Source organism: Corynebacterium sp. MSK158 (assembly GCF_030229085.1).
In the GTDB taxonomy this organism is placed as follows: Bacteria; Actinomycetota; Actinomycetes; order Mycobacteriales; family Mycobacteriaceae; genus Corynebacterium.
On the sequence record NZ_JASPHJ010000010.1, the window covers coordinates 74,066 to 97,436 of the forward strand.

At 58.6% G+C, this 23,371-nt stretch carries 26 protein-coding genes; 11 read left to right on the forward strand and 15 right to left on the reverse strand.

Annotated features, from left to right (window positions below):
* Positions 1–73: 73 nt before the first annotated feature.
* From QP915_RS08880 to merT, 3 genes are read right to left on the reverse strand one after another with little or no spacing between them, the layout of a single operon-like run.
* Positions 74–622, reverse strand: coding sequence for a TlpA family protein disulfide reductase (locus QP915_RS08880; protein ID WP_014316113.1), 549 nt, complete (start codon positions 620–622; stop codon positions 74–76).
* A complete protein-coding gene (locus QP915_RS08885) occupies positions 619–1,584 on the reverse strand; it encodes a cytochrome c biogenesis CcdA family protein (RefSeq protein WP_284769087.1) in 966 nt (321 codons plus the stop codon). Before QP915_RS08885 ends, QP915_RS08880 begins: the two co-directional genes overlap by 4 nt.
* Positions 1,581–1,958: a mercuric ion transporter MerT gene (gene merT, locus QP915_RS08890; RefSeq protein ID WP_284769088.1), complete on the reverse strand. Its 378-nt coding sequence runs from the start codon at positions 1,956–1,958 to the stop codon at positions 1,581–1,583. The genes QP915_RS08885 and merT overlap by 4 nt, the downstream gene beginning before the upstream one ends.
* A 227-nt stretch (positions 1,959–2,185) precedes the next feature.
* Here merT and QP915_RS08895 point away from each other — a divergent pair, with 227 nt between their 5' ends.
* Positions 2,186–2,569: a heavy metal-responsive transcriptional regulator gene (locus QP915_RS08895; RefSeq protein ID WP_419127241.1), complete on the forward strand. Its 384-nt coding sequence runs from the start codon at positions 2,186–2,188 to the stop codon at positions 2,567–2,569.
* A 62-nt stretch (positions 2,570–2,631) separates the two neighbouring features.
* Here QP915_RS08895 and QP915_RS08900 read toward each other — a convergent pair whose 3' ends face one another.
* From QP915_RS08900 to QP915_RS08920, 5 genes are all read right to left on the reverse strand, one after another.
* Positions 2,632–2,844 carry an alkyl hydroperoxide reductase gene (locus tag QP915_RS08900; RefSeq protein ID WP_284767241.1) on the reverse strand — a complete coding sequence of 71 codons (213 nt, stop codon included), beginning with the start codon at positions 2,842–2,844 and terminating at the stop codon, positions 2,632–2,634.
* Between the two features lie 280 nt (positions 2,845–3,124).
* Complete coding sequence (locus QP915_RS08905) at positions 3,125–3,439, reverse strand: NIPSNAP family protein (RefSeq protein ID WP_230208643.1); 315 nt, start codon at positions 3,437–3,439, stop codon at positions 3,125–3,127.
* Positions 3,440–3,544: 105 nt separating this feature from the next.
* Positions 3,545–3,874, reverse strand: a complete 330-nt coding sequence (locus QP915_RS08910; RefSeq protein ID WP_003849969.1) for a DMT family transporter — start codon at positions 3,872–3,874, stop codon at positions 3,545–3,547.
* Positions 3,871–4,230, reverse strand: a complete 360-nt coding sequence (locus QP915_RS08915) for a DMT family transporter (RefSeq protein WP_003849971.1) — start codon at positions 4,228–4,230, stop codon at positions 3,871–3,873. Before QP915_RS08915 ends, QP915_RS08910 begins: the two co-directional genes overlap by 4 nt.
* The gene (locus tag QP915_RS08920; protein ID WP_284767240.1) at positions 4,227–4,772 is read right to left on the reverse strand and encodes a TetR/AcrR family transcriptional regulator; all 546 of its coding nucleotides are present in this window, start codon (positions 4,770–4,772) and stop codon (positions 4,227–4,229) included. Before QP915_RS08920 ends, QP915_RS08915 begins: the two co-directional genes overlap by 4 nt.
* Positions 4,773–5,187: 415 nt before the next feature.
* Between QP915_RS08920 and pepN the strand changes: the two genes are divergently transcribed.
* From pepN to QP915_RS08950, 6 genes are all read left to right on the forward strand, one after another.
* Positions 5,188–7,713 carry an aminopeptidase N gene (gene pepN, locus QP915_RS08925; protein WP_284769090.1) on the forward strand — a complete coding sequence of 842 codons (2,526 nt, stop codon included), beginning with the start codon at positions 5,188–5,190 and terminating at the stop codon, positions 7,711–7,713.
* Between the two features lie 82 nt (positions 7,714–7,795).
* Positions 7,796–8,344: an RNA polymerase sigma factor gene (locus QP915_RS08930; protein ID WP_284769091.1), complete on the forward strand. Its 549-nt coding sequence runs from the start codon at positions 7,796–7,798 to the stop codon at positions 8,342–8,344.
* A gap of 84 nt (positions 8,345–8,428) precedes the next feature.
* A complete protein-coding gene (gene trxB / locus QP915_RS08935; protein ID WP_284769092.1) occupies positions 8,429–9,355 on the forward strand; it encodes a thioredoxin-disulfide reductase in 927 nt (308 codons plus the stop codon).
* A gap of 6 nt (positions 9,356–9,361) precedes the next feature.
* Entirely contained in the window at positions 9,362–9,685 is a 324-nt protein-coding gene (trxA, locus tag QP915_RS08940) for a thioredoxin (protein ID WP_284769093.1), read from the forward strand.
* An 87-nt stretch (positions 9,686–9,772) separates the two neighbouring features.
* Positions 9,773–10,954, forward strand: a complete 1,182-nt coding sequence (locus tag QP915_RS08945) for an N-acetylmuramoyl-L-alanine amidase (protein WP_284769094.1) — start codon at positions 9,773–9,775, stop codon at positions 10,952–10,954.
* A gap of 131 nt (positions 10,955–11,085) precedes the next feature.
* Positions 11,086–12,447, forward strand: a complete 1,362-nt coding sequence (locus QP915_RS08950; RefSeq protein WP_284769095.1) for an MFS transporter — start codon at positions 11,086–11,088, stop codon at positions 12,445–12,447.
* A 565-nt stretch (positions 12,448–13,012) separates the two neighbouring features.
* Here QP915_RS08950 and QP915_RS08955 read toward each other — a convergent pair.
* The 7 genes from QP915_RS08955 to rpmH are packed head-to-tail and all read right to left on the reverse strand — an operon-like array spanning position 13,013 to position 17,320.
* Positions 13,013–14,062, reverse strand: a complete 1,050-nt coding sequence (locus QP915_RS08955) for a ParB/RepB/Spo0J family partition protein (RefSeq protein WP_284769096.1) — start codon at positions 14,060–14,062, stop codon at positions 13,013–13,015.
* A 6-nt stretch (positions 14,063–14,068) separates the two neighbouring features.
* The gene (locus QP915_RS08960) at positions 14,069–14,917 is read right to left on the reverse strand and encodes a ParA family protein (protein WP_049359071.1); all 849 of its coding nucleotides are present in this window, start codon (positions 14,915–14,917) and stop codon (positions 14,069–14,071) included.
* Positions 14,918–14,927: 10 nt separating this feature from the next.
* Positions 14,928–15,527, reverse strand: coding sequence for a 16S rRNA (guanine(527)-N(7))-methyltransferase RsmG (gene rsmG / locus QP915_RS08965; protein WP_284769108.1), 600 nt, complete (start codon positions 15,525–15,527; stop codon positions 14,928–14,930).
* Between the two features lie 29 nt (positions 15,528–15,556).
* On the reverse strand, positions 15,557–16,534 hold the full coding sequence (yidC, locus tag QP915_RS08970; protein WP_284769097.1) for a membrane protein insertase YidC: 978 nt from the start codon (positions 16,532–16,534) through the stop codon (positions 15,557–15,559).
* Between the two features lie 13 nt (positions 16,535–16,547).
* Positions 16,548–16,763, reverse strand: a complete 216-nt coding sequence (gene yidD, locus QP915_RS08975; protein ID WP_005326014.1) for a membrane protein insertion efficiency factor YidD — start codon at positions 16,761–16,763, stop codon at positions 16,548–16,550.
* Positions 16,764–16,810: 47 nt separating this feature from the next.
* Positions 16,811–17,173, reverse strand: coding sequence for a ribonuclease P protein component (rnpA, locus tag QP915_RS08980; RefSeq protein ID WP_005326013.1), 363 nt, complete (start codon positions 17,171–17,173; stop codon positions 16,811–16,813).
* A gap of 3 nt (positions 17,174–17,176) precedes the next feature.
* Positions 17,177–17,320: a 50S ribosomal protein L34 gene (gene rpmH, locus QP915_RS08985; protein ID WP_003847033.1), complete on the reverse strand. Its 144-nt coding sequence runs from the start codon at positions 17,318–17,320 to the stop codon at positions 17,177–17,179.
* 670 nt (positions 17,321–17,990) lie between these two features.
* On the opposite strand from rpmH, the gene dnaA reads away from it, so the two are divergent.
* The 4 genes from dnaA to QP915_RS09005 all read left to right on the forward strand — a co-directional run bounded on the left by dnaA (position 17,991) and on the right by QP915_RS09005 (position 23,314).
* The gene (gene dnaA, locus QP915_RS08990; RefSeq protein ID WP_284769098.1) at positions 17,991–19,628 is read left to right on the forward strand and encodes a chromosomal replication initiator protein DnaA; all 1,638 of its coding nucleotides are present in this window, start codon (positions 17,991–17,993) and stop codon (positions 19,626–19,628) included.
* A 731-nt stretch (positions 19,629–20,359) separates the two neighbouring features.
* A complete protein-coding gene (dnaN, locus tag QP915_RS08995) occupies positions 20,360–21,541 on the forward strand; it encodes a DNA polymerase III subunit beta (RefSeq protein WP_005325994.1) in 1,182 nt (393 codons plus the stop codon).
* Positions 21,541–22,752, forward strand: a complete 1,212-nt coding sequence (gene recF / locus QP915_RS09000; protein ID WP_284769099.1) for a DNA replication/repair protein RecF — start codon at positions 21,541–21,543, stop codon at positions 22,750–22,752. The genes dnaN and recF overlap by 1 nt, the downstream gene beginning before the upstream one ends.
* Complete coding sequence (locus QP915_RS09005; RefSeq protein ID WP_236882477.1) at positions 22,745–23,314, forward strand: DciA family protein; 570 nt, start codon at positions 22,745–22,747, stop codon at positions 23,312–23,314. Before recF ends, QP915_RS09005 begins: the two co-directional genes overlap by 8 nt.
* Positions 23,315–23,371 lie beyond the last annotated feature (57 nt).

Sequence of the window (23,371 nt, forward strand, 5' to 3'; positions counted from 1 at the left end):
TTGCATGCTGTCCCCAGTCTGCACCTTCCCCTGCACGGGAAGGTCAAGAACGGGAGCGAAGAGATCGGTGTTGCTACGGAAGTGTTGTGTCAAGAAATTCCTTCAGGGCATCGGCCTTCATGGGCCGGGAATCGGCCCGGCCCAGGATGTCACCGTCAGGTGCGATGACGACGGTACTGTCTAGGGATGTGACCGCGTACTTTTGGGTGAGTTCCCCGGTCCGGTCGACAACGAAGGGGTATCCGGGTGTGCCGGCCATTTCGCGGAACTGGTCCACTTGGGTTTTTGTGGTCTCCGGCGTCACGTCCACGGCGACGAAGTCTGCCTTATCGGCATATTCCTGTTCCAGTTCCTTCATCGCTTCTGCCTGCGGAACGCAGGTATAGCACCAGCTCGCCATGAAATACAGCACTGTCGGGCGGGTGGAAGGGACGGTGAGGGCCTTGCCGTCCACAGATGTGATCTCGATCCTGTCCACGTTGTTTGCGCCCGCTGGCCCGGCGGCGGGAGCGGTTTCGCTCCCGCGGTTCAACGCAGTGAGGGCCAAGACCAGGATGAGGGCCGCGGCCGCTACGACGGCAGTAATGGTGAAAATCCGCCGGTGGTTTCTGGTCGTTGTCATGGGTTTCCTTTCTGGTTGGTGCGCCCTGGCGCCGTGTCGGGAAGAAGATGTTCCGGGCCGCAGCACGCTTCGGTGCTGTCGCTGCTCTCAGCCCCATCCGTGATTGCGCTGTTGTCCTGTGCCTTGCTTTTACTGCGGCGCCGCAGGGCCAGGGCCGCGGCGGCGAGGACGGCGGCCACCGCGGTGAGGGTGATGATGGGCCAGTTGCCCGAGATGAAACCGGACAGCGCCACGCTGGCTTCGGTGACCGTCCCGCCCATGATCTCCCCGGCCTGCCCGCCGGACAGGGCCGGAACCCAGTAGAGCAACAGGTAGATCCCTGCGAGGATAAGCGCGGCTCCGCCGAGACGATTAACAAACGGCAGGATCCTTCGGACGTGGCGTGCCAGGACGTCCCGCGCTACCGCTGCACCGAGGGACAGAAGGACCAGCACCACCGAGGAGCCCAAGGCGTAGGCGGCGAAGACCGCCAGCAGCCCGGCCAGGCTCCCGGTGGACACAGCCTGGGCGACAACAGCCAGCAGCACGGCCAGGCTGCAAGAGAGCGCAGCCACCGCATAGGCCACCCCGTAGCCAAAGACCGCCCTGAGGCCCGAACTGGTCCCGTCCGTCTTCAGAATCCGGGGCAGGTTCAACCTCGCCCCGGGCAGCTGCCATCCGAACACCATGCCAAGGCCGGCAACCACAATAACCGCTCCGATCAGCGCCGCCGCCCAGGGAAGCGCCGACGCCACCGACCGCAGGCCTACAGCGGCGAGCAGGCCGGCCGTAACAAAGACAGTGGCGAAACCGGCGCTGAGGGCAACCCCGGCCTGAAGACCTGCAAGCAACGGCCGCTTCCGTCCCGCACCCGGGCCTGAACCAATGAAATACGCCAGATAGGTTGGCAGCATCGCAAACCCGCATGGATTCACCGTGGCAAGCATTCCGGTCAGAAAGGCCAGACCCAAAACACCCGTCATCCCTGTGACCCCGCATCCTCAGAAGCACCGGCCCGGGACTGCCCGGACCGCTCCTGCTCCGACGATGAATGAGGTGTTGGAGTAGAACCCGCGGACAGGCTGGCCCCCGGGCGGGAACGGGCGCAACAATCCGTCCCCGGGCTGCCCCGACGCTGCGCCCGCAGGAGCAGGGCCCCCGCGGCAAGGGCTGCGGCGGCAATGAACCAGAGGTTGCCGGCCATTGCGCCGGCCGCGGCGAAAACACCGGCTGCAGCCGTCAGAACGGGTACCCCGCAGCACACCAGCGCCACCATCACAACACCAAGGAAGGACAGCAGAGTGCCTGCCGCAAGCACCAGGCCAGAGCGCTCCCGGCCCTTCACTTTTATTGACATGATCATCCCTTCATATGTCCGGCTCGTGTCCGGAACCCCGACAGGGGACCCCAACACGAAACCAGACGGCCAGTAGTACGTCACACCCCATTATCAACCTTCCACTAAGGGGGAAGGTCAAGCTGGCGACGGGACCTGTTGGTTTGCGGGTGCCGATGCGGAACGTTCCAGTACGATGGAAGGGTCATATGCGATTTTTTGGAACGAGATGAGGACCCGAAATGCGAATCGGTGAAGTTGCTGATGCTGCCGGTATAACAACCAAGACGATCAGGTTCTATGAGGACCGGGGCCTGCTCCCACCGGCTGAGCGCTCGGCCAACGGCTATCGTGACTACGCCCACGACACCCTCAGCCGCCTCGAATTCATTCGCCGCAGCCAAACCGCCGGGCTGACCCTGGCGCAGATCCAGGGCATTCTGCGGATCCGCGATAGCGGTTTGACGCCTTGCACCCACGTACGGGATGTCCTGGGGAAACAGTTGCAGGACCTGGACCGGAAAATCGCGGAGCTCACCGCGCTCCGGGTGACCGTGGCCGAACAATATGCAACCGCCGAGGTGGCCGACCCTCAGCGCTGCGATGCTGAACAAATCTGCAGTTACATCTGAGCCCGCCGCAGGCTAAGGGGCTTCACTGAGCCGGCTCCCGCCGCGGCCAGTGCCGTCCGCAGTTACGCAGCACCCGGCTCCACGGCACGGAAGACCTCCGTGCCCGCGGCGTCCAGGATTACAGCGGTGCTTACCTGGTTTATCCGGTAGGCGGTGATGAGCCGCGTATCGGTATCAGAGGCAAAGGCCAGGGATGACGCCCCATTTCCGGCCAGGAATTCCCTGATTTCATTGGCCGTCTCGTAGGACGCGATGTCCACCGCGACATAGTTCACGGCAGCAGGAGAGCTTCGCTGGACCTTGGCAAGCACCCGGGCTCCCGGCTCGAAGGTCAAGCCCCATGGTGATGCCGTGGCCCGGCGAGTGAGCGAGGTCAGGCCGGTTGGCGGCGGCTTTCGGTGGGAATGATCTGGGGTAGGAACCGGACGTAGAGGATCGTGCTCTGATTCTTATTCTCTCCGAGACGGGTGACACATGTAACAGTTGATTACACCCATCTGTACGCGCTGACCTGCGGCGTTGTGGGTTGTGCCGAGCGTGCTGCCGGAGTCCCTTTCAGTGTCCCTGGGGTAGGAGCGGCCGCATGAAGGTGCGCTCGTACCGCAGGACGCACCCGGACTCGTCTCGAATCCGGTCAGCGGCGATGAAGTCCGGGTGGGTGCCGAACAAGGTGCGGTACTGCTCGTAGGCAGCCAGGCTGGGGAAGCTGAACAGGGATTCCGCACGGTCACTCACACCTTCCGCGGGTAGGTAGTACCCGTGGTGGGTGCCGCCGTGTTCGTCGACATGCCGCATCCAAGCGCGGGCGAACTGTTCAAAGGCCGCGATCTGGTCGGGGTCGATGGTGTAGTGGACGACACAGGTGATCACATCCACAACGCTAGGCCCACAGGCGCTCATTGGGGAGCCTTTGTCTGTGCGCCTCGTGGTGCACCTGGGGCACACCAATCTGCCTGGTTTACCTGCGGAAATGCATCAGTTCGCCAAGTTGGCGCCGAGTTCAACGGTGAGAACTCCGACGGCGATGAGGAGGATGCCGAGGGCCATGGTTCGGGTGAGGGGTTCGTGGAAGATGACCCGGGCGAGGATCGCGGTGAGAGCTACGCCGGATGCTGCCCAGATGCCGTAGGCGACGCCAAGGGCCATGCCGTCGGCCAAGGCGAGACTTAAGGCGACGAACGCCACGAGATACCCCGCGATGACGCCGATGAACCATTTCTTCACCCGGCCACCGTCGGAGGCTCGTAGCGACATGGTCGCGACGACTTCGGACAAGATGGCGCCTGCGAGGAAGATCCATCTCATGAGTTGACTCCTGCTTCCTGGGCTGCGGTTTGCTGAGCTTTCTGGGAGCCGAGTTCGACGGTGAGGACACCGCTGATGATCGCAACCATTCCAAGACCCATCACAGCGGTCAGAGGTTCACCGAAAATCGCGGCGGATAGCACGGCGGCGAGCACGACCCCGCTGGCTCCCCAGATGCCATAGGCGACGCCGATCTGCATTCCTTCGCGCAGGCAGAAGGTGAGGAAGACGAAAGCGCCGATGTATCCGGCAGCAACCACGATGTACCAGGATGGGTGATTGAGCGCCGCCTTGAGAGACAGCGTCGCCGCCACTTCGGTAGTGATGGCGCCAGCGAGCAGGAACCACTGCTTCATGGGGTTGTTCCTTCGATCAGGGAGCGAATGCTGGAGACGACGGCTTCGAGATCCGCGCCGTGGAGGGTGGACACACCTGTGGCCTGGGCGCCCCAGAGTCCGTCGGCGGCGAGTCGGGCGGTGGTCAGCCTGGCTCGGGTGGCGGCGTCGAGATCGTCCGGGAGTTCGAGCCAGCGGCCCATCCGCGTAGTCCACGGTTCGGTGAGTTCGGGCCGGTACGTCGCTTGGCCCCAGATGATGAACTCGGCGCGCTTGGCGGCCCCGTGGGCGGCGACGTGAAGGTAGCTCAGGAGCCGCTCGGTGGCGTTGGCGTTCTCGAGGGGCTTGCCAAGGGTGGCAGTCATGTCGTTCTCGACGTTGGCCGCAGCGTGGTCGACGATCGCGGCGAGCAGTACGTCGCGGTTGCGGAAGTGATATAGCAATCCCGGTTTGGTGAGCCCGGCCTCGTGGGCCACTGCGTCAAGGGTAATGTCGCCACCCTCCGCTGCGTTCATGACGCGGAGGGCAGCTTCCAGGATCTCGGAGCGCTGACTGGTTCGCATATAGCTAACTTTACCATTTGGTAGGTGAAGCCTTCAACTGCGGGCGCTGGTAGGGGCACCTGGGGTACACCCTATTGTTACGCCGGTGTGCGACAGAATGTTTACTGTAAATAGAGCCGTTCCTAGCATTGTTTTACACGCGTCTAGTGGGGTCTAGGCCTTATGTTTACAGAAAGTGGTGAGTGTGGTGTTATCGCCTGACGGTTTCCATAGGTTGCATCCCTCAGTGTGGTGTAACGCTTGCTGATGGTCACTGACATCTTGCGCCACTTGAAGAGTGTGAGACGGCAAAAACTAATCCAACTGGTCCACAGCGAGGTCCCAATACCCGCTGGGTAGTTTGCCTCTAAAAGGCAGCGGAACTTAGACCCCAACCCCGCACCCTACGTGACGGCGGTAACTATAGTTCGTAGATATGACCGCACCACAAAATAAGACGCAGCACGAGTTGCTCCAAGAACGCGCAGCGGCGGTGGACCTGCGCGCCTATCACCTCCACCTCGATCTCTCGGAAGTACTCGATAGCCCCACCTACCGCGTGACTACCCGCCTCGAGCTCAGCAGCAGCGAACCCGAGCTTTTCCTTGATTACCTGGGCGAATCCGTCGCGGAGGTCAAGATCAATGGCACCCCGCAGGAGGTGGACTTTGATGGCAGCATCATCCGGCTGCACGGCCTGCCGGTAGGGGAGGAGCTCGCCATCGAGGTCACCGGCCACTCGCGCTATTCGCGCACTGGCCAGGGGCTGCATCGGATGCACGATCAGGCCGATGACGCGACCTACCTGTATTCACACCTCGAGCCTTCCGACGCCCGCCGCATCTTCCCCTGCCTGGAGCAGCCGGATCTCAAGGCCGTCTTCCACGTGCGCATGACCGCACCGAAAAAGTGGCAGATCCTTTCCAACCAACCGGAAGTCGAACGCAGCGAGGAGGGGGAGCTAGCCACCGTTACTTTTGCGCCGACCCCGCCGCTGTCGACGTACCTGACTTCTTTCGCCGCCGGCCCCTACCAGTACCAAGAGCGCACCTGGACCGCCCCGGATGGCAGCCACTCGGCACAGCTGCGCGCCTTTGCGCGTGCGTCCATGTTTGAGCACCTGGACGAGGAAATCCTAGAACTTACCGCCCAAGGCATGGACTTTTTCCACCAGAACTTTGGCTATCCCTATCCGTGGGGCAAGTACGATTCCATCTTTGTACCCGAATACAACCTCGGCGCGATGGAAAATCCCGGCCTGGTGACGTTTACGGAGAACTACATTTTCCGCTCCCGCGCCACCCGCGCGCAGCATGCCGGCCGTGCAAATACCATCCTGCACGAGATGTCGCATATGTGGTTCGGTGATCTGGTCACTCCGCAGTGGTGGGATGACCTGTGGCTCAAGGAGTCCTTCGCGGAATTTATGGGCGCGGATTCTTCCGTCCACGGCACCGACTACACCGAAGCCTGGGCCAATTTTGCCGGCGCCCGCAAGAATTGGGCCTACCTGCAGGATCAGCTGCCCACCACGCACCCCATCAAGGCGGAAATCCCGGACGTGGATGCCGCGCGCCAGAACTTCGATGGCATCACCTATGCCAAGGGAGCGGCGGTGCTCAAGCAGCTGGTGCACTACGTCGGCCGCGATAATTTCTACGCCGGTGCGCGCGACTACTTCCAGGAACACGCCTTTGCCGCCGCCACCTTTGATGACCTCCTGCAGGCGCTCAAGAAGCACACGGACCGCGATCTTGATGCCTGGTCCCAAGCCTGGCTGCGCACCTGGGGCCCGGATACCCTCACCCCGGAGTTGCACACCGAGGGCGAGAAGATTGCGGAGCTGGCCATCGTTGCAGACGCCGAGGATGTCACCCGGCCGCACCGCCTGACCGCTTCGCTTTTTGATGCGTCCCTGCACAAGTACCGCGAGTTCGACATCGATCTCCCGGCCGGTGATGACACCACCCGCACCATCATCGATGAGGCTGCCGGCCTTCCGGCCCCGGCATTGCTGCTGCTTAACGACGCCGACCATACCTACGCCAAGATCCGCTTCGACGAGGCCTCCCTAGACACAGCGAGTGAGCGCCTGACCGAGATCGAGGATGAATTGACCCGCGCGGTAATCTGGACCGCCCTGTGGAACCTCACCCGCGATGGGGAAATGTCGGCGATTGACTATGTGGGGGTCGTCGTCAAGCACGAGGCCTACGAGACCAATACCACGCTGCTGGCTGCTGCCTGCGTCAATGCCAACTTTGCCATTGCGCATTATGTTGCAGACGCCGACCGCGAGCAGGTCCGCACCGACTATGCCGAGGCAATCTGGGGCCACCTAGATGAGGCCGAACCAGCCTCGGATGCGCAGCTTGTGCTCGCTCGCGCCGCCATCCGCGCCCTCGCCGCAACGCCGGAGGAATCCGGCACCGAACGCCTTAAGGCCCTGCTCGACGGTGACATTGCCGGTCTTCGCTTGGACCCTGAAATCCGCTGGTCGATCCTGCGTGCCCTCGCCGCCCGCAATGCCGTAACCCCTGCCGAGCTGGAGGAGGAAAAGCAGCGCGACAATACGCTGACCGGCGCTACCGAATTCCTCGGCGCCAGCCACGCCTTCCCCACGCCGGAGACCAAGCGCTCCGCGTTCGATAAGGCACTCACGCCCGGCGCATATTCCAATGCCGAGGTCGACGCACTGGTCGCCGGATTCAACGCCCCGCGCTCAGCTAGCCTGCAGGAGGCCTTTGCGGAGGAATTCTTCTCCCGCGTGGAAGACATCTGGGCCGCGCACCCGATTGAGATTGCTAACCGCCTCATCCGCGGCTTCTACCCAGAGTTGCCGATGGCCGATGCCGCCACCACGCGCCTGCTGCACCGGGAGCTGCCAGGAGCGCTGCGCCGCATCCTGCTGGAATGCCGCGATAACCTGCGGCGCACCCTCCGCGTGCGGGCTGGTCAATAAACTGTACAGCCTAGCGCTCGCGCCCTAATTCCCCTCGGGTCACACTGTGTATAACAGTTGTTGATCCGGGGGGAATCTACATATGACGCTCAGTCATGACCGCAGTGACGAAGAACTAGTTGATGCTTTTATTGAGGGGGACAATAAGGCCTTTTCCACCATCGTGGAACGCCACCGCACGCGGCTGACCACGGTGGCGCGGCGCTACACCAGAAACGATCATGATGCCCAAGATGTGGTCCAGGAGGCCTTCCTGCGCGCCAGCTGCAACCTGCACTCCTATCGCCGCGAGTCTGCGCTTTCAACCTGGCTGCACCGGCTGGTGAAAAACTCTGGCTATGACTACCTCAACCACCGCTCTAACAGGGAAAATGCTTCATTAGATGCGGAGGACTTTGACGACGATCGCAACCCGCTGCTCGCGCATAACCCTTCCGAAAACCTAGCGGAGCAGCTGGTGGTGCGAGAAGCCATGCAGCTGCTGCGGGAGGATCAGCGCGAGGCGCTGCTGCTTACCGACGTCGCCGGGTTCCGCGTCGGCGAAGTTGCCACCGCCCAAGGGGTAAAGCCCGGCACCATCAAATCCCGCCGCGCCCGAGCGAGGGAAGTCCTACGCGCCGCCATGGGGTGAGTTTGCTAATACCGACGTTTGTCAGCGTGGCGGGTAGACTCAGGGCGTTACGCGAAACCACACTCTGATTTAAGGGAGTTAGCAATGACCGTCCACGATGTTGCCATCGTAGGTTCCGGCCCTGCCGGTTACACCGCCGCGCTGTACGCGGCACGCGCCGAGCTCAACCCGATCGTCTTCGAGGGCTTCGAGTACGGCGGCGAGCTTATGAATACCACCGAGGTAGAAAACTACCCCGGCTTCCAAAAGGGCATCATGGGCCCAGAGCTCATGGAAGAAATGCGCGCCCAGGCCATCCGCTTCGGTGCGGATCTCCGCATGGAGGTCGTTGACTCCGTTGAGCTGGAAGGCGATATTAAAAAGCTGCACGTGGGTGACGAGCTCTTTGAGGCCCGCACCGTTATCCTCGCCACCGGTGCCGCCCCGCGCCACCTCGGCGTTCCCGGTGAGGAAGAGCTGTCCGGCCGCGGTGTATCCACCTGCGCTACGTGCGATGGGTTCTTCTTCAAGGGCCACAATATTGCCGTTATCGGCGGCGGCGACTCCGCCATGGAGGAGGCTACCTTCCTCACCAAGTTCGCGGACTCTGTCACCATTGTGAACCGCTCCGAGAACTTCCGCGCCTCCAAGATCATGCTGGAGCGCGCCCAGGCCAACGAAAAGATCAAGTGGGAGACCAATAAGGTCGTCGAAGAAGTTATTGAAGCCGAAGGCAAGGTCGGCGGACTCAAGCTCAAGGACGTCACCAACGGCGAGACTTCCACCTTGGATGTCACTGCCATGTTCGTAGCAATTGGCCATGATCCGCGCTCTTCCTTCCTCAATGATCAGGTCAAGCTCAACGACAACGGCTATGTTGTAGTTGAACAACCCACCACTAAGACCTCCCTGCCTGGCGTTTTCGCCTGCGGCGACTTGGTGGATGACCACTACCAGCAGGCAATTACCGCGGCCGGCTCCGGTTGCCGCGCGGCAATTGATGCGGAACATTTCCTCGCAGAAAACCGTTAATTCAGTATGAGCAACGTAAAGAATGTAACCACCGATACGTTCCGTAAGGACGTCATCGAGTCCGATAAGCCCGTCGTCGTTGACTTCTGGGCCGAGTGGTGTGGCCCCTGCAAGAAGCTTTCCCCCATCCTGGAAGAGGTAGCGGAGGAGCTGGAAGGCCAGGTCACCATCGCCAAGGTCAACGTCGATGAAGAGCGCAACCTAGGCGCCATGTTCCAGATCATGTCCATCCCAAATGTGCTGATTTTCAACCACGGCGAGAAGGTAGACGAATTTGTAGGTCTGCGTTCTAAAGATGACATCGTGGCGCAAGTGAAAAAGCAGCTTTAACTGTTAATCTAATTCCTATTAGATTAAGCGTGTAGAAATTCTGGAATGCGGCCCTAACTAAAGCGGGCTGTGAAAGGGGTATAAGGCGTGAACCGCGTTCTTCGAGTCGGCGATACAAGCGTGCGTGTAGCTGAGGCTCGCGCTACCTTGGCCCGTCTCGGCCTCTTGTCAGATTTCAAAGGGGAACTTTCTGCGTGGAAGAAGCAGAAGTACTCCGAGAGCGACAAGAGCTTTGATGCCAATTTGTCTGAAGCCCTCAAGGCCTTCCAGCAATCCCGCGGTATCGTGCCCACGGGCGAGATCGACGATCTCACCCTGCGCGAACTGCGCCAAGCCTCGTACACGCTCGGCAGCCGCGTACTTAGCTACGAGCCTGCGAATGAGCTGGTGGGTGACGATATCTCGCAGCTCCAGCAACAACTGCAGGAGCTCGGCTTCTACCAGCAGCGTGTAGACGGCCACTTCGGTACCAATACCCACGCGGCACTGAAGGAATATCAGCACAACTGCGGCCTGCAGGAGGATGGTGTGTGCGGCCCCGCCACCATCCGCGCCCTTGGGCTGCTTGGCCGCCGCATCACCGGCGGTTCCGCGCACAATATCCAAGAGCGTGAGCGCGTCCGCAACGCCGGACCAAAACTCGCGGGCAAGCGCGTTGTCATCGATCCCGCCTTGAGCGGCGGCGACGCCGGCCAGCTGGTCAAGGGTCGCTTCGGTGATATTTCCGAGCAGGAAATCCTGTGGGACCTCACCCAGCGCATCGAGGGGCGCATGATTGCCGCAGGCATGGAAACCATCATCTCCCGTCCTCGGACCTCCGATGCGGACGTCAAGTCCCGCGCCGAGCTGGCCAATGCCTTCGATGCGGACATGGTCATTTCCCTAGCCTGCGATTCTTACCCCAATGAGAAGGCCAATGGTGTTGCTACCTTCTACTTCGGTTCCGAATCCGGCAACTCCTCACTCATTGGTGAGACCCTTTCCGGTTTCATCCAGCGCGAGATTGTCGCGCGCACTGAGCTGCTGGACTGCGGCAACCACGGCCGCACCTGGGACCTGCTGCGCTTGACGCAAATGCCGGTCATCCAGATCGTACTGGGCTACCTGACCAACCCAGAGGACATAAAGATCCTCACCAACCCGTCCCGCCGCGATGACATTGCGGAAGCGATCGTGATTGCCGTCAAGCGCATGTACCTCATGGAGCAGGACACCGCTGTAACTGGCACTTATAGGTTCTCTGAGCTACTAAAAGCAGAGTTTTCATAACCTGCTAACTCTACGCAAACTACGCGGACAAGAAAATCTAATGGCTAACCTGCGTTGACTTGGCTCGAGAGAATTGGCTCGACTATTATCTTTATTAGTTGTTGATTTCTATCAATTGAATGGAACTTTAAATGGCCGGTTCAGGTTCTCCCGCAATTTCCAACAAAGAGACGCGTCGCGTGGTCGCTGCCACCACAATCGGAACCGCGATTGAATGGTATGACTATTTTCTTTACGCTGCGGTCGCCGGTCTCGTCTTTAATAATGTGATGTTTGGCACCATAGGCGCGGGTGGAGCAAATATTGTTTCGTTTGCTACCGTCGGCCTGTCATTCTTTTTCCGACCCTTGGGGGCATTTTTGGCAGGGCATTACGGTGACCGACTGGGTCGCCGATTTGTCCTCATGATAACTCTTTTTGCTATGGGCGGGGCCACAGCCGCAATCGGATTCCTCCCGACCTACGATACGATTGGGGTGTGGGCCCCCATTATGCTCGTTCTCCTTCGTATCGTACAAGGAATTTCCGCGGGAGGGGAGTGGGGATCTGCTGTTCTACTCGCTGTCGAGCATGCCCCATACAACAAAAGGGGACTTTTCGGCGCCGGACCACAAGTAGGAGTACCTATAGGCCTCCTGATGTCCTCAGGGGTATTATCCTTTATGAATTTCGTCGCACCTGGAGAAGCATTCATACAGTGGGGTTGGCGTGTCCCGTTCCTGCTCTCTTTCGCTCTAGTGGCAATCGCCTACGTTATTCGGATGGGGGTAGACGAATCGCCGGTGTTCCAGGAGATCTCGCAAAATCGAGAACGCGAAGCCAAGAACCCAATTGGGGTCCTTTTCAAGAAACATTTTCCACTGGTTCTTGTGGCAGCACTCGTTTTTGCTGGTAATGGAACTGTCGGCTATATGACCGCTGGTGGCTATATTCAAAATTATGCAACCAATCCTCAAGGGCCAGTTTCGCTAGGCAGAGGAGAGGTCCTAAACGCGGTAACAATTTCTGCCCTTACGTGGCTGATTTTCACACTATTTGCTGGATGGATTTCGGACTTTATCGGACGCCGAAATACTTATCTCGTCGGATTTGCCATACAAGCAGTCGGTGCAGCGGCGCTATTTCCATTGGTCAATAAAGCCTCTCTCGGTTCACTGTATATAGCCCTCATTTTCCTTACGGTGGGATTAGGCTTAACTTATGGCGCACAGTCCGCCTTGTACGCTGAACTTTTTCCGGCATCAATCCGCACTTCTGGCGTATCCATTACCTATGCTATCGGTTCCATCCTTGGCGGCGCCTTAGCGCCCATGATCGCCGCGGCGTTAGTGGAATTGACAGGAACAACCTTTGCAGTTTCCATCTATTTGATTTCTGCTTGCATGGTTGGATTCATAGCAGCATTCCTCCTTCGTGAGCGGAAGGGCATTCCACTTGGGCCTGAATACGAAGAAGAGCAAGCGAAAAACCAATTCATCTTTTCCGGCAAGTAACAACTCAATTCAAGTCATGCCCGTATTTTCAATGCAGTTGGAAAGGGACTAATCTACAGCAGCAAGAGCTTTTCCCTTAAACGTGTGGTTGACGGATGCCTTTATATCTTTCCACTCGCCGTCTTTCTGATTTCTATGAAATGTGAATACACAGTTGCGGAAAAGGATCGACGTAGTGTACCGATCATTCTGCTACGTTAAGGTCTTTTGGGGAAATATATAACTTTGTCGATTTGGTCTTGTCCGAGATCGAACCGCCTGGCCATTTTTTGGGAGGACTTCAGATCCTACGGTTACATCGCACTACTCTTCTGCCCTCCAGTGTAATCGCCTGCGATGCCCAGTAGTCAGGGGACGACGCATCATACGGTGGTTGCAGGTACAAAACCACAAAGCACAGCAAGAATTTTGGGCGTTTCAAGCGCGCAGATAAGTCCAACCAAGTAGGTAAAGGTTTGTAACCTTGGCGAGCTTGAATGTTGACACTTACATTAATGCACGGCCCGATAGAGATGTACCGATAACCCTACCCCATAGGCGTGTAGCTAGAAGGCGGCGCTCTGAATTAGTGCGTTGAATTACCTAACTCCATTAGCGACATAATGCGTTCCAAATCCTCTTGGTCACCAAATTCCACGACCATCTTGCCCTTGCGCTTGCCCATGGTCACGGTGACCTTGGTATCGAAGCGATCGGACAGGCGCTCAGCGGAATCGGTAAAGTACTGCGGCTGCGGTGCCGGCTGTTTCTTCTTGGATTCGGCCGGCTTACCATCGCGCTTGTAGAGGGTGACTGCTTCCTCGGTGGCGCGTACGGACAGGCCCTCCGCGATGATGCGGTTGGCAATGTATTCCATGGCCTCGGTGTCATCCAAGGACAATAGGGCACGCGCGTGACCGGCAGATAAGGTACCAGCAGCTACGCGCTTTTGTACCTCTACCGGCAGCTTGAGCAGACGCAGCATATTGGTCACCTGTGGGCGCGAACGGCCAATACGGTCCGCCAGCTCGTTCTGGGTAACGCCGAACTCTTCCAGCAGCTGCTGGTAGGCGTGCGCTTCTTCCAAGGGGTTGAGCTGTACGCGGTGGATGTTCTCCAGCAGGGCATCGCGCAGCAAGTTGTCATCCTTGGTATCGCGCACGATGGCCGGAATCGTGGCCAGGCCCGCTTTGGAGGAAGCGCGCCAACGCCGCTCACCCATGATGAGCTCGAAGCCACCTTCCTCGGAAGGACGAACGACCACGGGCTGCAACAGACCAAACTCGCGGATCGAGTGGACGAGCTCGCCGAGTTCATCCTCGTCGAAGACCGTACGCGGCTGCTTTGGGTTGGGGATGATATCCCCAATGGAAATCTCACGGTAGGTCGCACCGATAGGAGCCGGGGTGGCCTGGCGCTTCTTGGAGGACTTAGAGCCAGAACCCTGCTGAATGGTGGGAGCGCCCTTTACGCGCTTGCCTTCACCACCCTTCCGGTCCGGCTGCGGGGTGGAATTGCCCAAAATAATATCCGCGGCGGAATCGCCCAGGCGCGGCTTGCGGGTAGGAGCATCAGGACCGGACGGGATGAGTGCGGCGAGTCCTTTGCCAAGGCCACCTTGCTTCTGTTCTGCCATGAGTTCCTATCCTTCCAATTCCGCGTAAATCTCTGGGCTCACGCCAATCGCCCCGGTGGTCGGGTGCGGGCGGTAATCGCCACGCCGGTCAAGCTCGCGCGCCGCCGCAAGGTAGGCGCGGGCACCGGTGGACGAGGGAGCGTAATCAATAACCGTAGTACCGTACCCCGGTGCCTCCGAAACGCGCACGGAGCGCGGGATAACATTGGCCAGCACCACGGCTCCGAACTGTTCGCGAACGTTATCTGCCACGTCCTCGGCCAAGCGCGTGCGGGCGTCATACATGGTCAGCAGCACGGCGGAAATATGCAGATCCTCGTTGAGGTGCTCGCGAATCATGGAGATATTGCCCAGCAGCTGGCCCACGCCCTCCAAAGCGTAGTACTCGCATTGAATCGGAATGATGACCTCTTCAGCGCACGTCATGGCGTTAATGGTGAGCAAACCCAGTGATGGCGGGCAATCAATGAAGACATATTCAAAGCCATGCTCTTCAAGGAAGCCATTATGCAGGGCGTCGTACAGCCGAAATTCGCGACGCACCAAGGAGACCATTTCAATCTCTGCGCCAGCCAGATCAATGGTGGCGGGGATGCAAAAGAGGTTCTCGTTGTGCGAGGAGGCCTGCATGGCTTTCTCGGCGGTGCAGTCTCCGAGGAGCACCTCATAGCTGGAATCGGTGCCGGAATTATGTTCCGCGCCCATGGCCGTGGAGGCGTTTCCCTGCGGGTCAAGATCGATCACCAGCACTTTTTTGCCCTCTGTGGCTAGCGCTGCGGCCAAGTTGGCGGCGGAGGTGGTTTTGCCTACGCCGCCTTTCTGGTTAGCAATGGTGATAAGGCGCGGATTAGTCATGCCGTCTACTTTAGTTCACGCGCGGGACACGAATGATCGTGGTTCCCTCGATGGTGCTGACCTCGGCCTTTCCACCGCCGGCCTTCTTAATCTCAGCAGCATCGCGTTCCAGTTCCTCGTGTACCGAAGAACCCTTCAGCGCGATCATTTCACCACCCTTGCGCACGAGCGGCAGCGACCATTTCGCCAGCTTGCCCAGCGGTGCGACCGCGCGGGAGGTGACCACGTCTGCTCCTGCCACCGCCTTTTTAATTGGGCCTTCCTCGGCACGGCCACGCAGCACCGTCACGTTGTCTAGGCCTAGCTCTTCTACGACTTCGTTGAGATAGTTATAGCGCTTAAGCAGCGGCTCGATCAGGGTGATCTGCAGGTCCGGGCGTGCAATGGCCAGCGGAATGCCGGGCAATCCGGCCCCCGAGCCGACGTCGATAACCGTGGCACCCTCCGGGATTGCCTGCTTGACGACGGCGCAGTTAATAATGTGCCTCTCCCACAAGCGTGGCACCTCACGGGGGCCTATAAAACCACGAGTGGACCCGTCGGTAGCGAGCGAATCATGGTAAGCCTGCGCGAGGGGCAAGCGGGAGCCGAATACTACTGACGGGTCCATCTCGGACACGATGGGGTTCTCCTCCGTGTTTATTTGTTTTTGCGCTGTTTCTTGGTGCGGTTGTCCTTCTTGCGGGCACCCGGCTTAGGCGCGGAAGTGCGCTTGGCCTCAACCTTAGCGGCTTCCTCCTCTTCTTCCTCGCGGTCCATCTTGGCATAGACGATGCGGGTTTGGAAGAAGGTCCAGACCGTATTGGCCATCATGTAGAACAGCAAACCAATCGGCCAGATGGAGCCGGAGAAGACCAGCATGGCTGGCATGACCCACAGCATCATCTTGGACATCATGGCCATTTGCTGCTGCATCATTTCCGCATTCTGGCCCTGTGGCGCCTGGGTCTTACCAGCGGCACGCCGCTGCTCCTGGCGGTTCAGGCTCATGCGGGCGTTAAAGTGCGTCATGACCGCAATGATGGCAATCATCGGAACGATGATGACGGCTGCCTGGCTGGTAGTGACGCCCTCTACAATCGGCGAGTTCAAGCGCAGGTTGGTCACCAGCGGAACATCAAAGATCTTGGCATCCAAGAACTGCTGGACCAGTTCCGGCTTGAAGATGTAGTTCGCGGTGTTGGCGTTTTCCTCAACGGACATCGGATCGCCACTGGGGTGGCCAATACCACCGGCCACAGCGACGGTGCGGTCGAAGGAGCGCAGAACGTGGAACAAACCAACGAACATTGGAATCTGCACGAAGACCGGCAGGCAGCCGGCCATCGGACGAACGCCGGACTCCTTGTAGACCTTCTGCATTTCCTGCGCGGCCTTGGTTTGGTCATTACCGTACTTCGCGCGGATTTCCTGCACCTTAGGCTGGATTTCCTGCATCTTACGCGAGGAACGAATCTGGCTAATGGTCGGCTTGACCATTAGTGCCTTAAGCGTCCAGGTCAGCAGCACAATGGCCAGAATCCAGGTAATGCCCCAGGCAGGGTCCATTACGAGGGACAGCAGCCAGTGCCAGAACCACAAAACGGCCGAAATTGGCCAGTAAATGATATTAAGCACGAGTGTTTAATCCTCAATTGTTGTTGGTACCCGGGACCGGATCGAATCCGCCCGGATGCCAGGGGCCGCATTTGCAGACCCTGGCTATTGCCATCGCCGTACCCTTGATTGCGCCGTGTTGAGAAAGCGCCTCTAGGGCATAAGCACTGCATGTCGGCTCGAACCGACAGGTCGATACCATCTTAAGGCCAGAGACATGCTTTTGGTAGAAACGAACCACTTTGACCATTGGTTTGGCCAATCCTCTGGCTGGGGGAATTTCCTCCCCGCGGGAATTTAGATATCCCATTGCTTGCGCAGTGCTTTGGCAAGATCTTTTTCTAATTGCTCACTGCTAGCAGTGGCGCTGGCGGGCAAAGCACGGATGACAACGTCCACGCTGGCAGGCAGCTTGGGAATGAATGTCATACACACATGGCGAAGCCGCCGGGAGGTGCGGTGGCGAACCACTGCATTCCCGACGGCTTTAGAAACAATCAGCCCAAATCGCGGCCCAGTGGCGGCGATATCGGCTGCCTTGTCCGTACCTGCGTTGTCGCGCGCATGCACGACGACCGTACGAGTGCCCGCCCGGCGACTGCCCTTCATCGTGCGCCGAAATTGCGTCGGCGACGTGAGCTTGTGCTGGGCTGGAAGCATAACTTATGCAGTCAGCTTTGCGCGGCCCTTCTTGCGACGAGCTGCAACAATGGCGCGACCTGCACGAGTGCTCATGCGGGTGCGGAAGCCGTGCTTGCGAGCACGACGACGGTTGTTCGGCTGGAACGTGCGCTTACCCTTTGCCACGTTAATTCTCCTTGAAGTTGTGCGTAGGCACACCACCGCGATGCAGCGGCACGCCCACTGATGAATAGATTCCATGAACCTGACGCATCACAGTCTCTCCGGTGCACGGCGAGCCGACGGGCCCAGCCGGTGCGAGGTGACGCTGTCACTTTCACGCGCAACTCTTTGTTGCAATAGACCATGCCAGATTACGTGATTTCTGCCGCTGGGAACAAATCGACACCCGGGTACACCCGAAATTACATAAATGTTTTTTCCTGCAGCTAGAGGGCCAGATTCTGCGCTCTTGCTGCACCTAATCCATCACGCAGTAAGACCCACCCCAACCCACACCCGGGTGGTGAATTTTTCTCGCTAGACACACCCGCCGTTTCGGCGGTAGAACAGAAGAATCAAATTCCACAGCCCAACCGGTCATGTGGATAACTCTAAATCAACGCTTGAGACTTTTGTAGTTTCCGCAGCATAGGGCCATAAACTAGCCAATGAAGAGTTATCCACAGTCATGAACTAAGCTGTGAATAACTATTTCATCCACACCTGTGGATAACTCTGTGGAGATCGAGGTGACTCGATAAAAACCGATGTGAAAACCACGGTGGAATCCGCAGTGAAAATTGTTATTCAATGTCCACCCGTCCCCGACTAAATTCCACAAAGGTAGCCTGTTGTGACTGACCCACAAGCGAACCTGCATGCCGTTTGGCGCGCGGTCGTTGATGACCTGCTCGCACAATCCGAGCAACCCAATTCCGAGGTCCCCAGTTTTTCGCACTCACAGCGCCTTTACCTCCAACTGGTTCGCCCCATCATGATGGTTGAGGGCTACACCCTCGTTGCCGCCGAAAACCTGGATGCCAAAAATGTGGTCGAAAATGAGTTGGGTGAGCACATTGCCAAGGCATTAACCCGTCACCTAGGCCGGCCGTGTTCCTTTGCGGTTACCCTTGCCACCCCGCAAGAGCCACAGCCACCGGCCGCGGACCCTGCACCACAACCAACACCCCCTCAACAACAGCAACCGCCTCAAGCGCAACCGCCGCAGAACACGGAATCTACCCAGAACTACATTCCGCGCCCGCAGCAAACGGATGCCGCTGCACAGCAGGCCCCTTCTCAGAACAATTGGCAGTCGAGTCACGCCCCTGCAAGCCTGGATGAGCTGGCCCAGCACTATAACCAACAGCAGGCCGAATCCGCGGGAAATTTCTCCGGTGCTGCCACCAATTCTGCCCGCATCCCGCGCGAGGCCCCGGCGCACGATCCCAACCGTGAAACTTCCCTCAATCCGAAGCACACCTTCGATAGCTTCGTGATCGGTTCTTCGAATCGTTTTGCCAATGGTGCCGCTGTGGCTGTGGCCGAGAATCCCGCCCGTGCATACAACCCACTATTTATCTGGGGTGGCTCTGGTCTGGGTAAAACGCACCTTTTGCATGCCGCCGGCAATTACGCCCAGGTACTGCATCCGGGTCTGCGCGTGAAGTATGTGTCTTCGGAAGAATTCACGAATGACTATATTAATTCCCTGCGCGATGACCGTCAGGAATCATTCAAGCGGCGCTACCGCAATCTCGATATTTTGATGGTCGATGACATCCAGTTCTTGGAAGGCAAAGAATCCACCCAGGAAGAGTTCTTCCATACTTTCAATGCGCTGCACCAAGCCAATAAGCAGATCATTTTGTCCTCGGACCGCCCACCGAAGCAGCTAACCACGCTGGAAGATCGCCTCCGCACCCGCTTTGAAGGCGGTCTTATCACCGATATTCAGCCGCCAGATCTAGAAACGCGTATCGCGATTTTGATGAAGAAGGCGGCCAATGACGGCACCGAAGTGGATCGCTCCGTGCTTGAGCTCATTGCCTCTCGTTTTGAGTCATCTATTCGTGAGCTCGAGGGCGCACTGATTCGCGTTTCGGCCTATTCCTCCTTGGTGAATGAGCCAATCAACGTGGAGATGGCAGAAATCGCGCTGCGCGATTTGGCCCCAGATTCCGCCGATCGGCAAATCACCGCTACCTCGATCATGGAGGTCACGGCAGAATTCTTCGATATTGATGTAGAGACTCTGCGCGGGGCTGGCAAAAAGCGTGCGGTGGCGCATGCACGCCAGTTGGCTATGTATCTGTGCCGCGAGCTCACGGAGCTATCCCTTCCCAAGATCGGTGAGCAATTCGGCGGCAAGGATCACACCACCGTCATTTACGCGGATCGCAAGATCCGCAAAGAGATGACTGAAAAGCGCAATACTTACGACGAGATCCAGGCGCTCACCCAGCGCATCAAGAATCGCGGTCGCGCCTAAATTTCTCTACCGCTGCTTCAGCGCCTTCCTTATATAAAGGAGGGCGCTTTTGTCTGCCCTTTGTCACTTCGCGGATTCTGCTCGGACTACTTAAAGGTGAGACCAGAACTACCAGATCAGAGATTCTTGACTGAGACACCGAAACCTGGTTCAAACCGTCCACACAGCCGCCTACACCTTCGTGTAATTCCACAAAGAACCCAGAAGGTCCGCGAAAAGTGCTCTCTTAACTGCGAAAAGAGTTATCCACAGCGTTATTCACACTTGTGTAATTCCACCTTTGTAATTCGTAGATCTTACTCACAGTTTTAAATTCCACAGGCTCTATGCTGGGAGAACCACCCTGTGATCAGCGCTGTGTGTAGATCGGTGATCAAATGACAAAACCTGTGGATAAAACGGCGATCCCGTTAGTTGTCCACATTTCGCACCGATTGATCACAGCAAGATCACAAGAATTGGCACACCCCGGATCTATGTCCTGAACTTGTCATTTACCTAGTTACCCACAGATCCCACAGCGCTTATTACTACTACTAAATTATTTCTCTGATCTGTATAGAAGAAAGAGGGTGTGTGGAATTCGGCCCGGCCTGCCTTCGGCCAGGCGCGGATCGAGCAGGCAAAGATGGAATTACACGTTGTGGCGCACCGCGCCCGATGCGGTAAGTTGGAAGCCAGTCTTTTGTAAGTAACAAATTTCCTACTTGCCCAGAGGAGCTCTTCGCACCATGGATGAAGCCGTGTCATTTCGCGTGGCCAAAGATGACCTTGCCAACGCCGTAGCGTGGGTTGCTCGTAGCCTGCCGTCCAAGGTCACCCAGCCTGTCCTCCGCGCGATGCTGATCACCGCGGATGACAATGGTCTTGAGTTCACTGGCTTCGATTACGAGGTGTCCACCCGCGTCCGAATCGCCGGAATGGTGGATGAACCCGGACAGATCGCGGTAGCCGGCAAGCTCCTCTCTGACATCGTCGCTTCCCTGCCCAACAAGGAAGTGGAGATCTCCCAGGTAGATTCCAAGGCTCTGGTTACTTGTGGTTCTTCCCGCTTTGAGCTGCCACTGATTCCTCTGGATGATTACCCGCAGCTCCCGGTCCTGCCGGAGGTTACCGGCACCATCCAGCCACAGCTCTTCGTCGAGGCCATCCATCAGGTCGCCGCTGCGGCCGGCAAGGATGACACCTTGCCCATGCTCACCGGTGTGCACATGGATATCCGTGGCAAGGACATTGAGATGACGGCAACGGACCGCTTCCGCCTGGCCATGCGCACCTTGGAATGGGAGCCGAAGTCGCCGGATGTAGAAGCGAAACTCTTGGTACCTGCGAAGACCCTGCAGGAAACCGGTCGTTCTTTGGATCCGCACCTAAATATCCCAGTGGAAATCGCTGTGGGAACCGATGACAATATTGGTGCCGATGGCCTCTTTGGCCTGCACGCGGATAATCGCGAGACCACCACGCGCATGCTGGATGCGGACTTCCCTAATGTGCAACCCCTGCTGCCGAAGAACCACACCAATATTGCCTCCATTGAGGTCGCCCCGCTGCAGGAAGCAATTCGCCGCGTGTCTTTGCTGACGGATCGCAACGCGCAGATTCGGATGGAATTCGCCGATGGTCAGGTGACCCTTTCCGCCGGTGCGGATGCTGGTAACGCGACCGAGACCCTGCCGTGTGCGTTCCATGGCCGCGATGAATTCCTCATCGCCTTCAATCCGGGCTACCTCAAGGATGGCTTGGGCGTCATCAATACCGACCGCGTGGTCTTCGGCTTTACCGAGCCTTCGCGCCCAGCCATCATGATCCCAGAACCGGAAGAGCTGCCTGAGGCCGATGAAGATGGCAACTTCCCCACGCCGGAGACCAACTTCACCTACCTGCTCATGCCGGTTCGCCTGCCGGGCTAATGTACGTCAGGGATCTCGATGTTCGGGATTTTCGCTCGTGGCCCGAACTTAATGTGCAGCTAGGGCCGGGGATCACCCTTTTTGTCGGGCGCAATGGCTTTGGCAAGACCAATATCGTTGAGGCCATTGGCTATACCGCCCACCTTTCCTCCCACCGCGTTTCCCACGATGCACCACTGGTGCGCCAGGGCGCGGATAGCGCGCGGGTATCCATTACCGCGGTGAACCAGGGCCGCGAGCTTACTACCCATTTGCTGATTAAGCCCCACGCGGCCAACCAGGCGCAGATTAATCGCACCCGCCTGCGCAGCCCCCGTGAGCTGCTGGGCGTGGTGAAGACAGTGCTCTTCTCCCCAGAGGACTTGGCCCTGGTGCGCGGGGAGCCGGCTGGGCGCCGCGCCTACCTCGATAGCATCATTGCCTCGCGGACTCCGCGCTTAGCGGGTGTGAAGGCCGACTACGACAAGGTGCTCAAGCAACGCAATGCCCTGCTGAAATCGGCCTCCGGTAACCTGCGCCGGGGCTATTCCGATAGTGATGGCGCTGCTGCGCTGGCCACCTTGGATACTTGGGATGCGCAGCTTGCCCACCTCGGCGCACAAGTAATCGCCGCGCGCCTTTCGCTTGTCGACGCCCTCTTGAACCACATCCCCGCCGCCTATTCCGGCCTGGCGCCAGAATCGCGGCCGGCGCACGTGGAGTATAAGTCCACGATCGATACCTCCGATCGCGAGGTGCTCGAAGCGGTTCTGCTCACCGAGTTGGCCGCCGCCCGGCAGCGCGAGATCGAACGCGGCATTTCCCTGGTGGGTCCGCACCGCGATGATCTGGTGCTCAACCTGGGTGATCAGCCGGCCAAGGGCTTTGCCAGCCACGGCGAGACGTGGTCCTATGCCATCGCGCTGCGCCTGGCGGAATTCAACCTCCTGCGCCAGGAGGGAGGATCCGATCCGGTGCTCATCTTGGATGATGTCTTTGCCGAGCTCGATGCCAAGCGCCGCAAGCAGCTGGTCCACTTGGCCGCCGAGGCCGAACAGGTGCTCATCACCGCGGCCGTGGATGAAGATCTGCCCGGAAACTTGGAACCCATTGTGCGCTACCGCGTGAGCGTAGAAGATACCGAGACCGGCCGCATTTCCAAGCTCAGCGCCGAAGATTCTGCCGAAGATCTTGCTCAAGATGCCGCTGGGGAAGGTGAGGGGAATGAGTGAGGAGCAAGGGGGCGTCGGCAAGCAGCGCATCGATCCCGTCACCCAATACTTCAAGCTGGTTCGGTCCACCTCCAAAAACCCGCCGAAGCTGACCCGCCCGGTACCGAAGATGCCGGTGCCCTCGCTGGAGAAGGCGCAAAAGCAGGGGTATATGGGCTACCAACGCGGCTGGCCTACGGGTCCGGATGGCAGAAAGAAACGGCGCACGCTGGCCGTGCCGAGCCTGGGATCCCAAATTAACCGCGAGGTGGTCAATCGTGGGTGGGAGCATGATCTGGCTAATGGCTGGGTGATGGGCAATTGGGAGCATCTGGTGGGCGAGCGCATTGCCGCGCATACGCAGCCGCAGCGGATTAAAGACAAGATTGTCTATGTATCCTGCGATAACTCCACGTGGGCAACGGAGCTGCGCTACCTGCAGCGCCAAATCCTGCGGAAAATCTCTGACCGCCTAGGCCCCGATGTCATTGTGGAACTGCGGATTCACGGGCCGAAACAAAGGCGCAATTATGAGGGGCGGCAGTGGGTCAAACCGCAAGGATCACAAGATACATATGGCTAATAGGCTGAGGTTTACTCAGACCTGCACAATGTAAATAACCTCAGAGCGCCCCAGATT

Excerpts from the sequence above, each read along its gene's own strand:
- QP915_RS08880 (WP_014316113.1), bottom strand. The coding sequence starts at position 622 with ATGACAACGACCAGAAACCACCGGCGGATTTTCACCATTACTGCCGTC.
- QP915_RS08885 (WP_284769087.1), bottom strand. The coding sequence starts at position 1,584 with ATGACGGGTGTTTTGGGTCTGGCCTTTCTGACCGGAATGCTTGCCACG.
- merT (WP_284769088.1), bottom strand. The coding sequence starts at position 1,958 with ATGTCAATAAAAGTGAAGGGCCGGGAGCGCTCTGGCCTGGTGCTTGCG.
- QP915_RS08910 (WP_003849969.1), bottom strand. The coding sequence starts at position 3,874 with ATGAGATGGATCTTCCTCGCAGGCGCCATCTTGTCCGAAGTCGTCGCG.
- QP915_RS08915 (WP_003849971.1), bottom strand. The coding sequence starts at position 4,230 with ATGAAGCAGTGGTTCCTGCTCGCTGGCGCCATCACTACCGAAGTGGCG.
- QP915_RS08920 (WP_284767240.1), bottom strand. The coding sequence starts at position 4,772 with ATGCGAACCAGTCAGCGCTCCGAGATCCTGGAAGCTGCCCTCCGCGTC.
- pepN (WP_284769090.1), top strand. The coding sequence starts at position 5,188 with ATGACCGCACCACAAAATAAGACGCAGCACGAGTTGCTCCAAGAACGC.
- QP915_RS08930 (WP_284769091.1), top strand. The coding sequence starts at position 7,796 with ATGACGCTCAGTCATGACCGCAGTGACGAAGAACTAGTTGATGCTTTT.
- trxB (WP_284769092.1), top strand. The coding sequence starts at position 8,429 with ATGACCGTCCACGATGTTGCCATCGTAGGTTCCGGCCCTGCCGGTTAC.
- trxA (WP_284769093.1), top strand. The coding sequence starts at position 9,362 with ATGAGCAACGTAAAGAATGTAACCACCGATACGTTCCGTAAGGACGTC.
- QP915_RS08950 (WP_284769095.1), top strand. The coding sequence starts at position 11,086 with ATGGCCGGTTCAGGTTCTCCCGCAATTTCCAACAAAGAGACGCGTCGC.
- QP915_RS08955 (WP_284769096.1), bottom strand. The coding sequence starts at position 14,062 with ATGGCAGAACAGAAGCAAGGTGGCCTTGGCAAAGGACTCGCCGCACTC.
- QP915_RS08960 (WP_049359071.1), bottom strand. The coding sequence starts at position 14,917 with ATGACTAATCCGCGCCTTATCACCATTGCTAACCAGAAAGGCGGCGTA.
- rsmG (WP_284769108.1), bottom strand. The coding sequence starts at position 15,527 with ATGGACCCGTCAGTAGTATTCGGCTCCCGCTTGCCCCTCGCGCAGGCT.
- yidD (WP_005326014.1), bottom strand. The coding sequence starts at position 16,763 with ATGGTCAAAGTGGTTCGTTTCTACCAAAAGCATGTCTCTGGCCTTAAG.
- rnpA (WP_005326013.1), bottom strand. The coding sequence starts at position 17,173 with ATGCTTCCAGCCCAGCACAAGCTCACGTCGCCGACGCAATTTCGGCGC.
- dnaN (WP_005325994.1), top strand. The coding sequence starts at position 20,360 with ATGGATGAAGCCGTGTCATTTCGCGTGGCCAAAGATGACCTTGCCAAC.
- recF (WP_284769099.1), top strand. The coding sequence starts at position 21,541 with ATGTACGTCAGGGATCTCGATGTTCGGGATTTTCGCTCGTGGCCCGAA.
- QP915_RS09005 (WP_236882477.1), top strand. The coding sequence starts at position 22,745 with ATGAGTGAGGAGCAAGGGGGCGTCGGCAAGCAGCGCATCGATCCCGTC.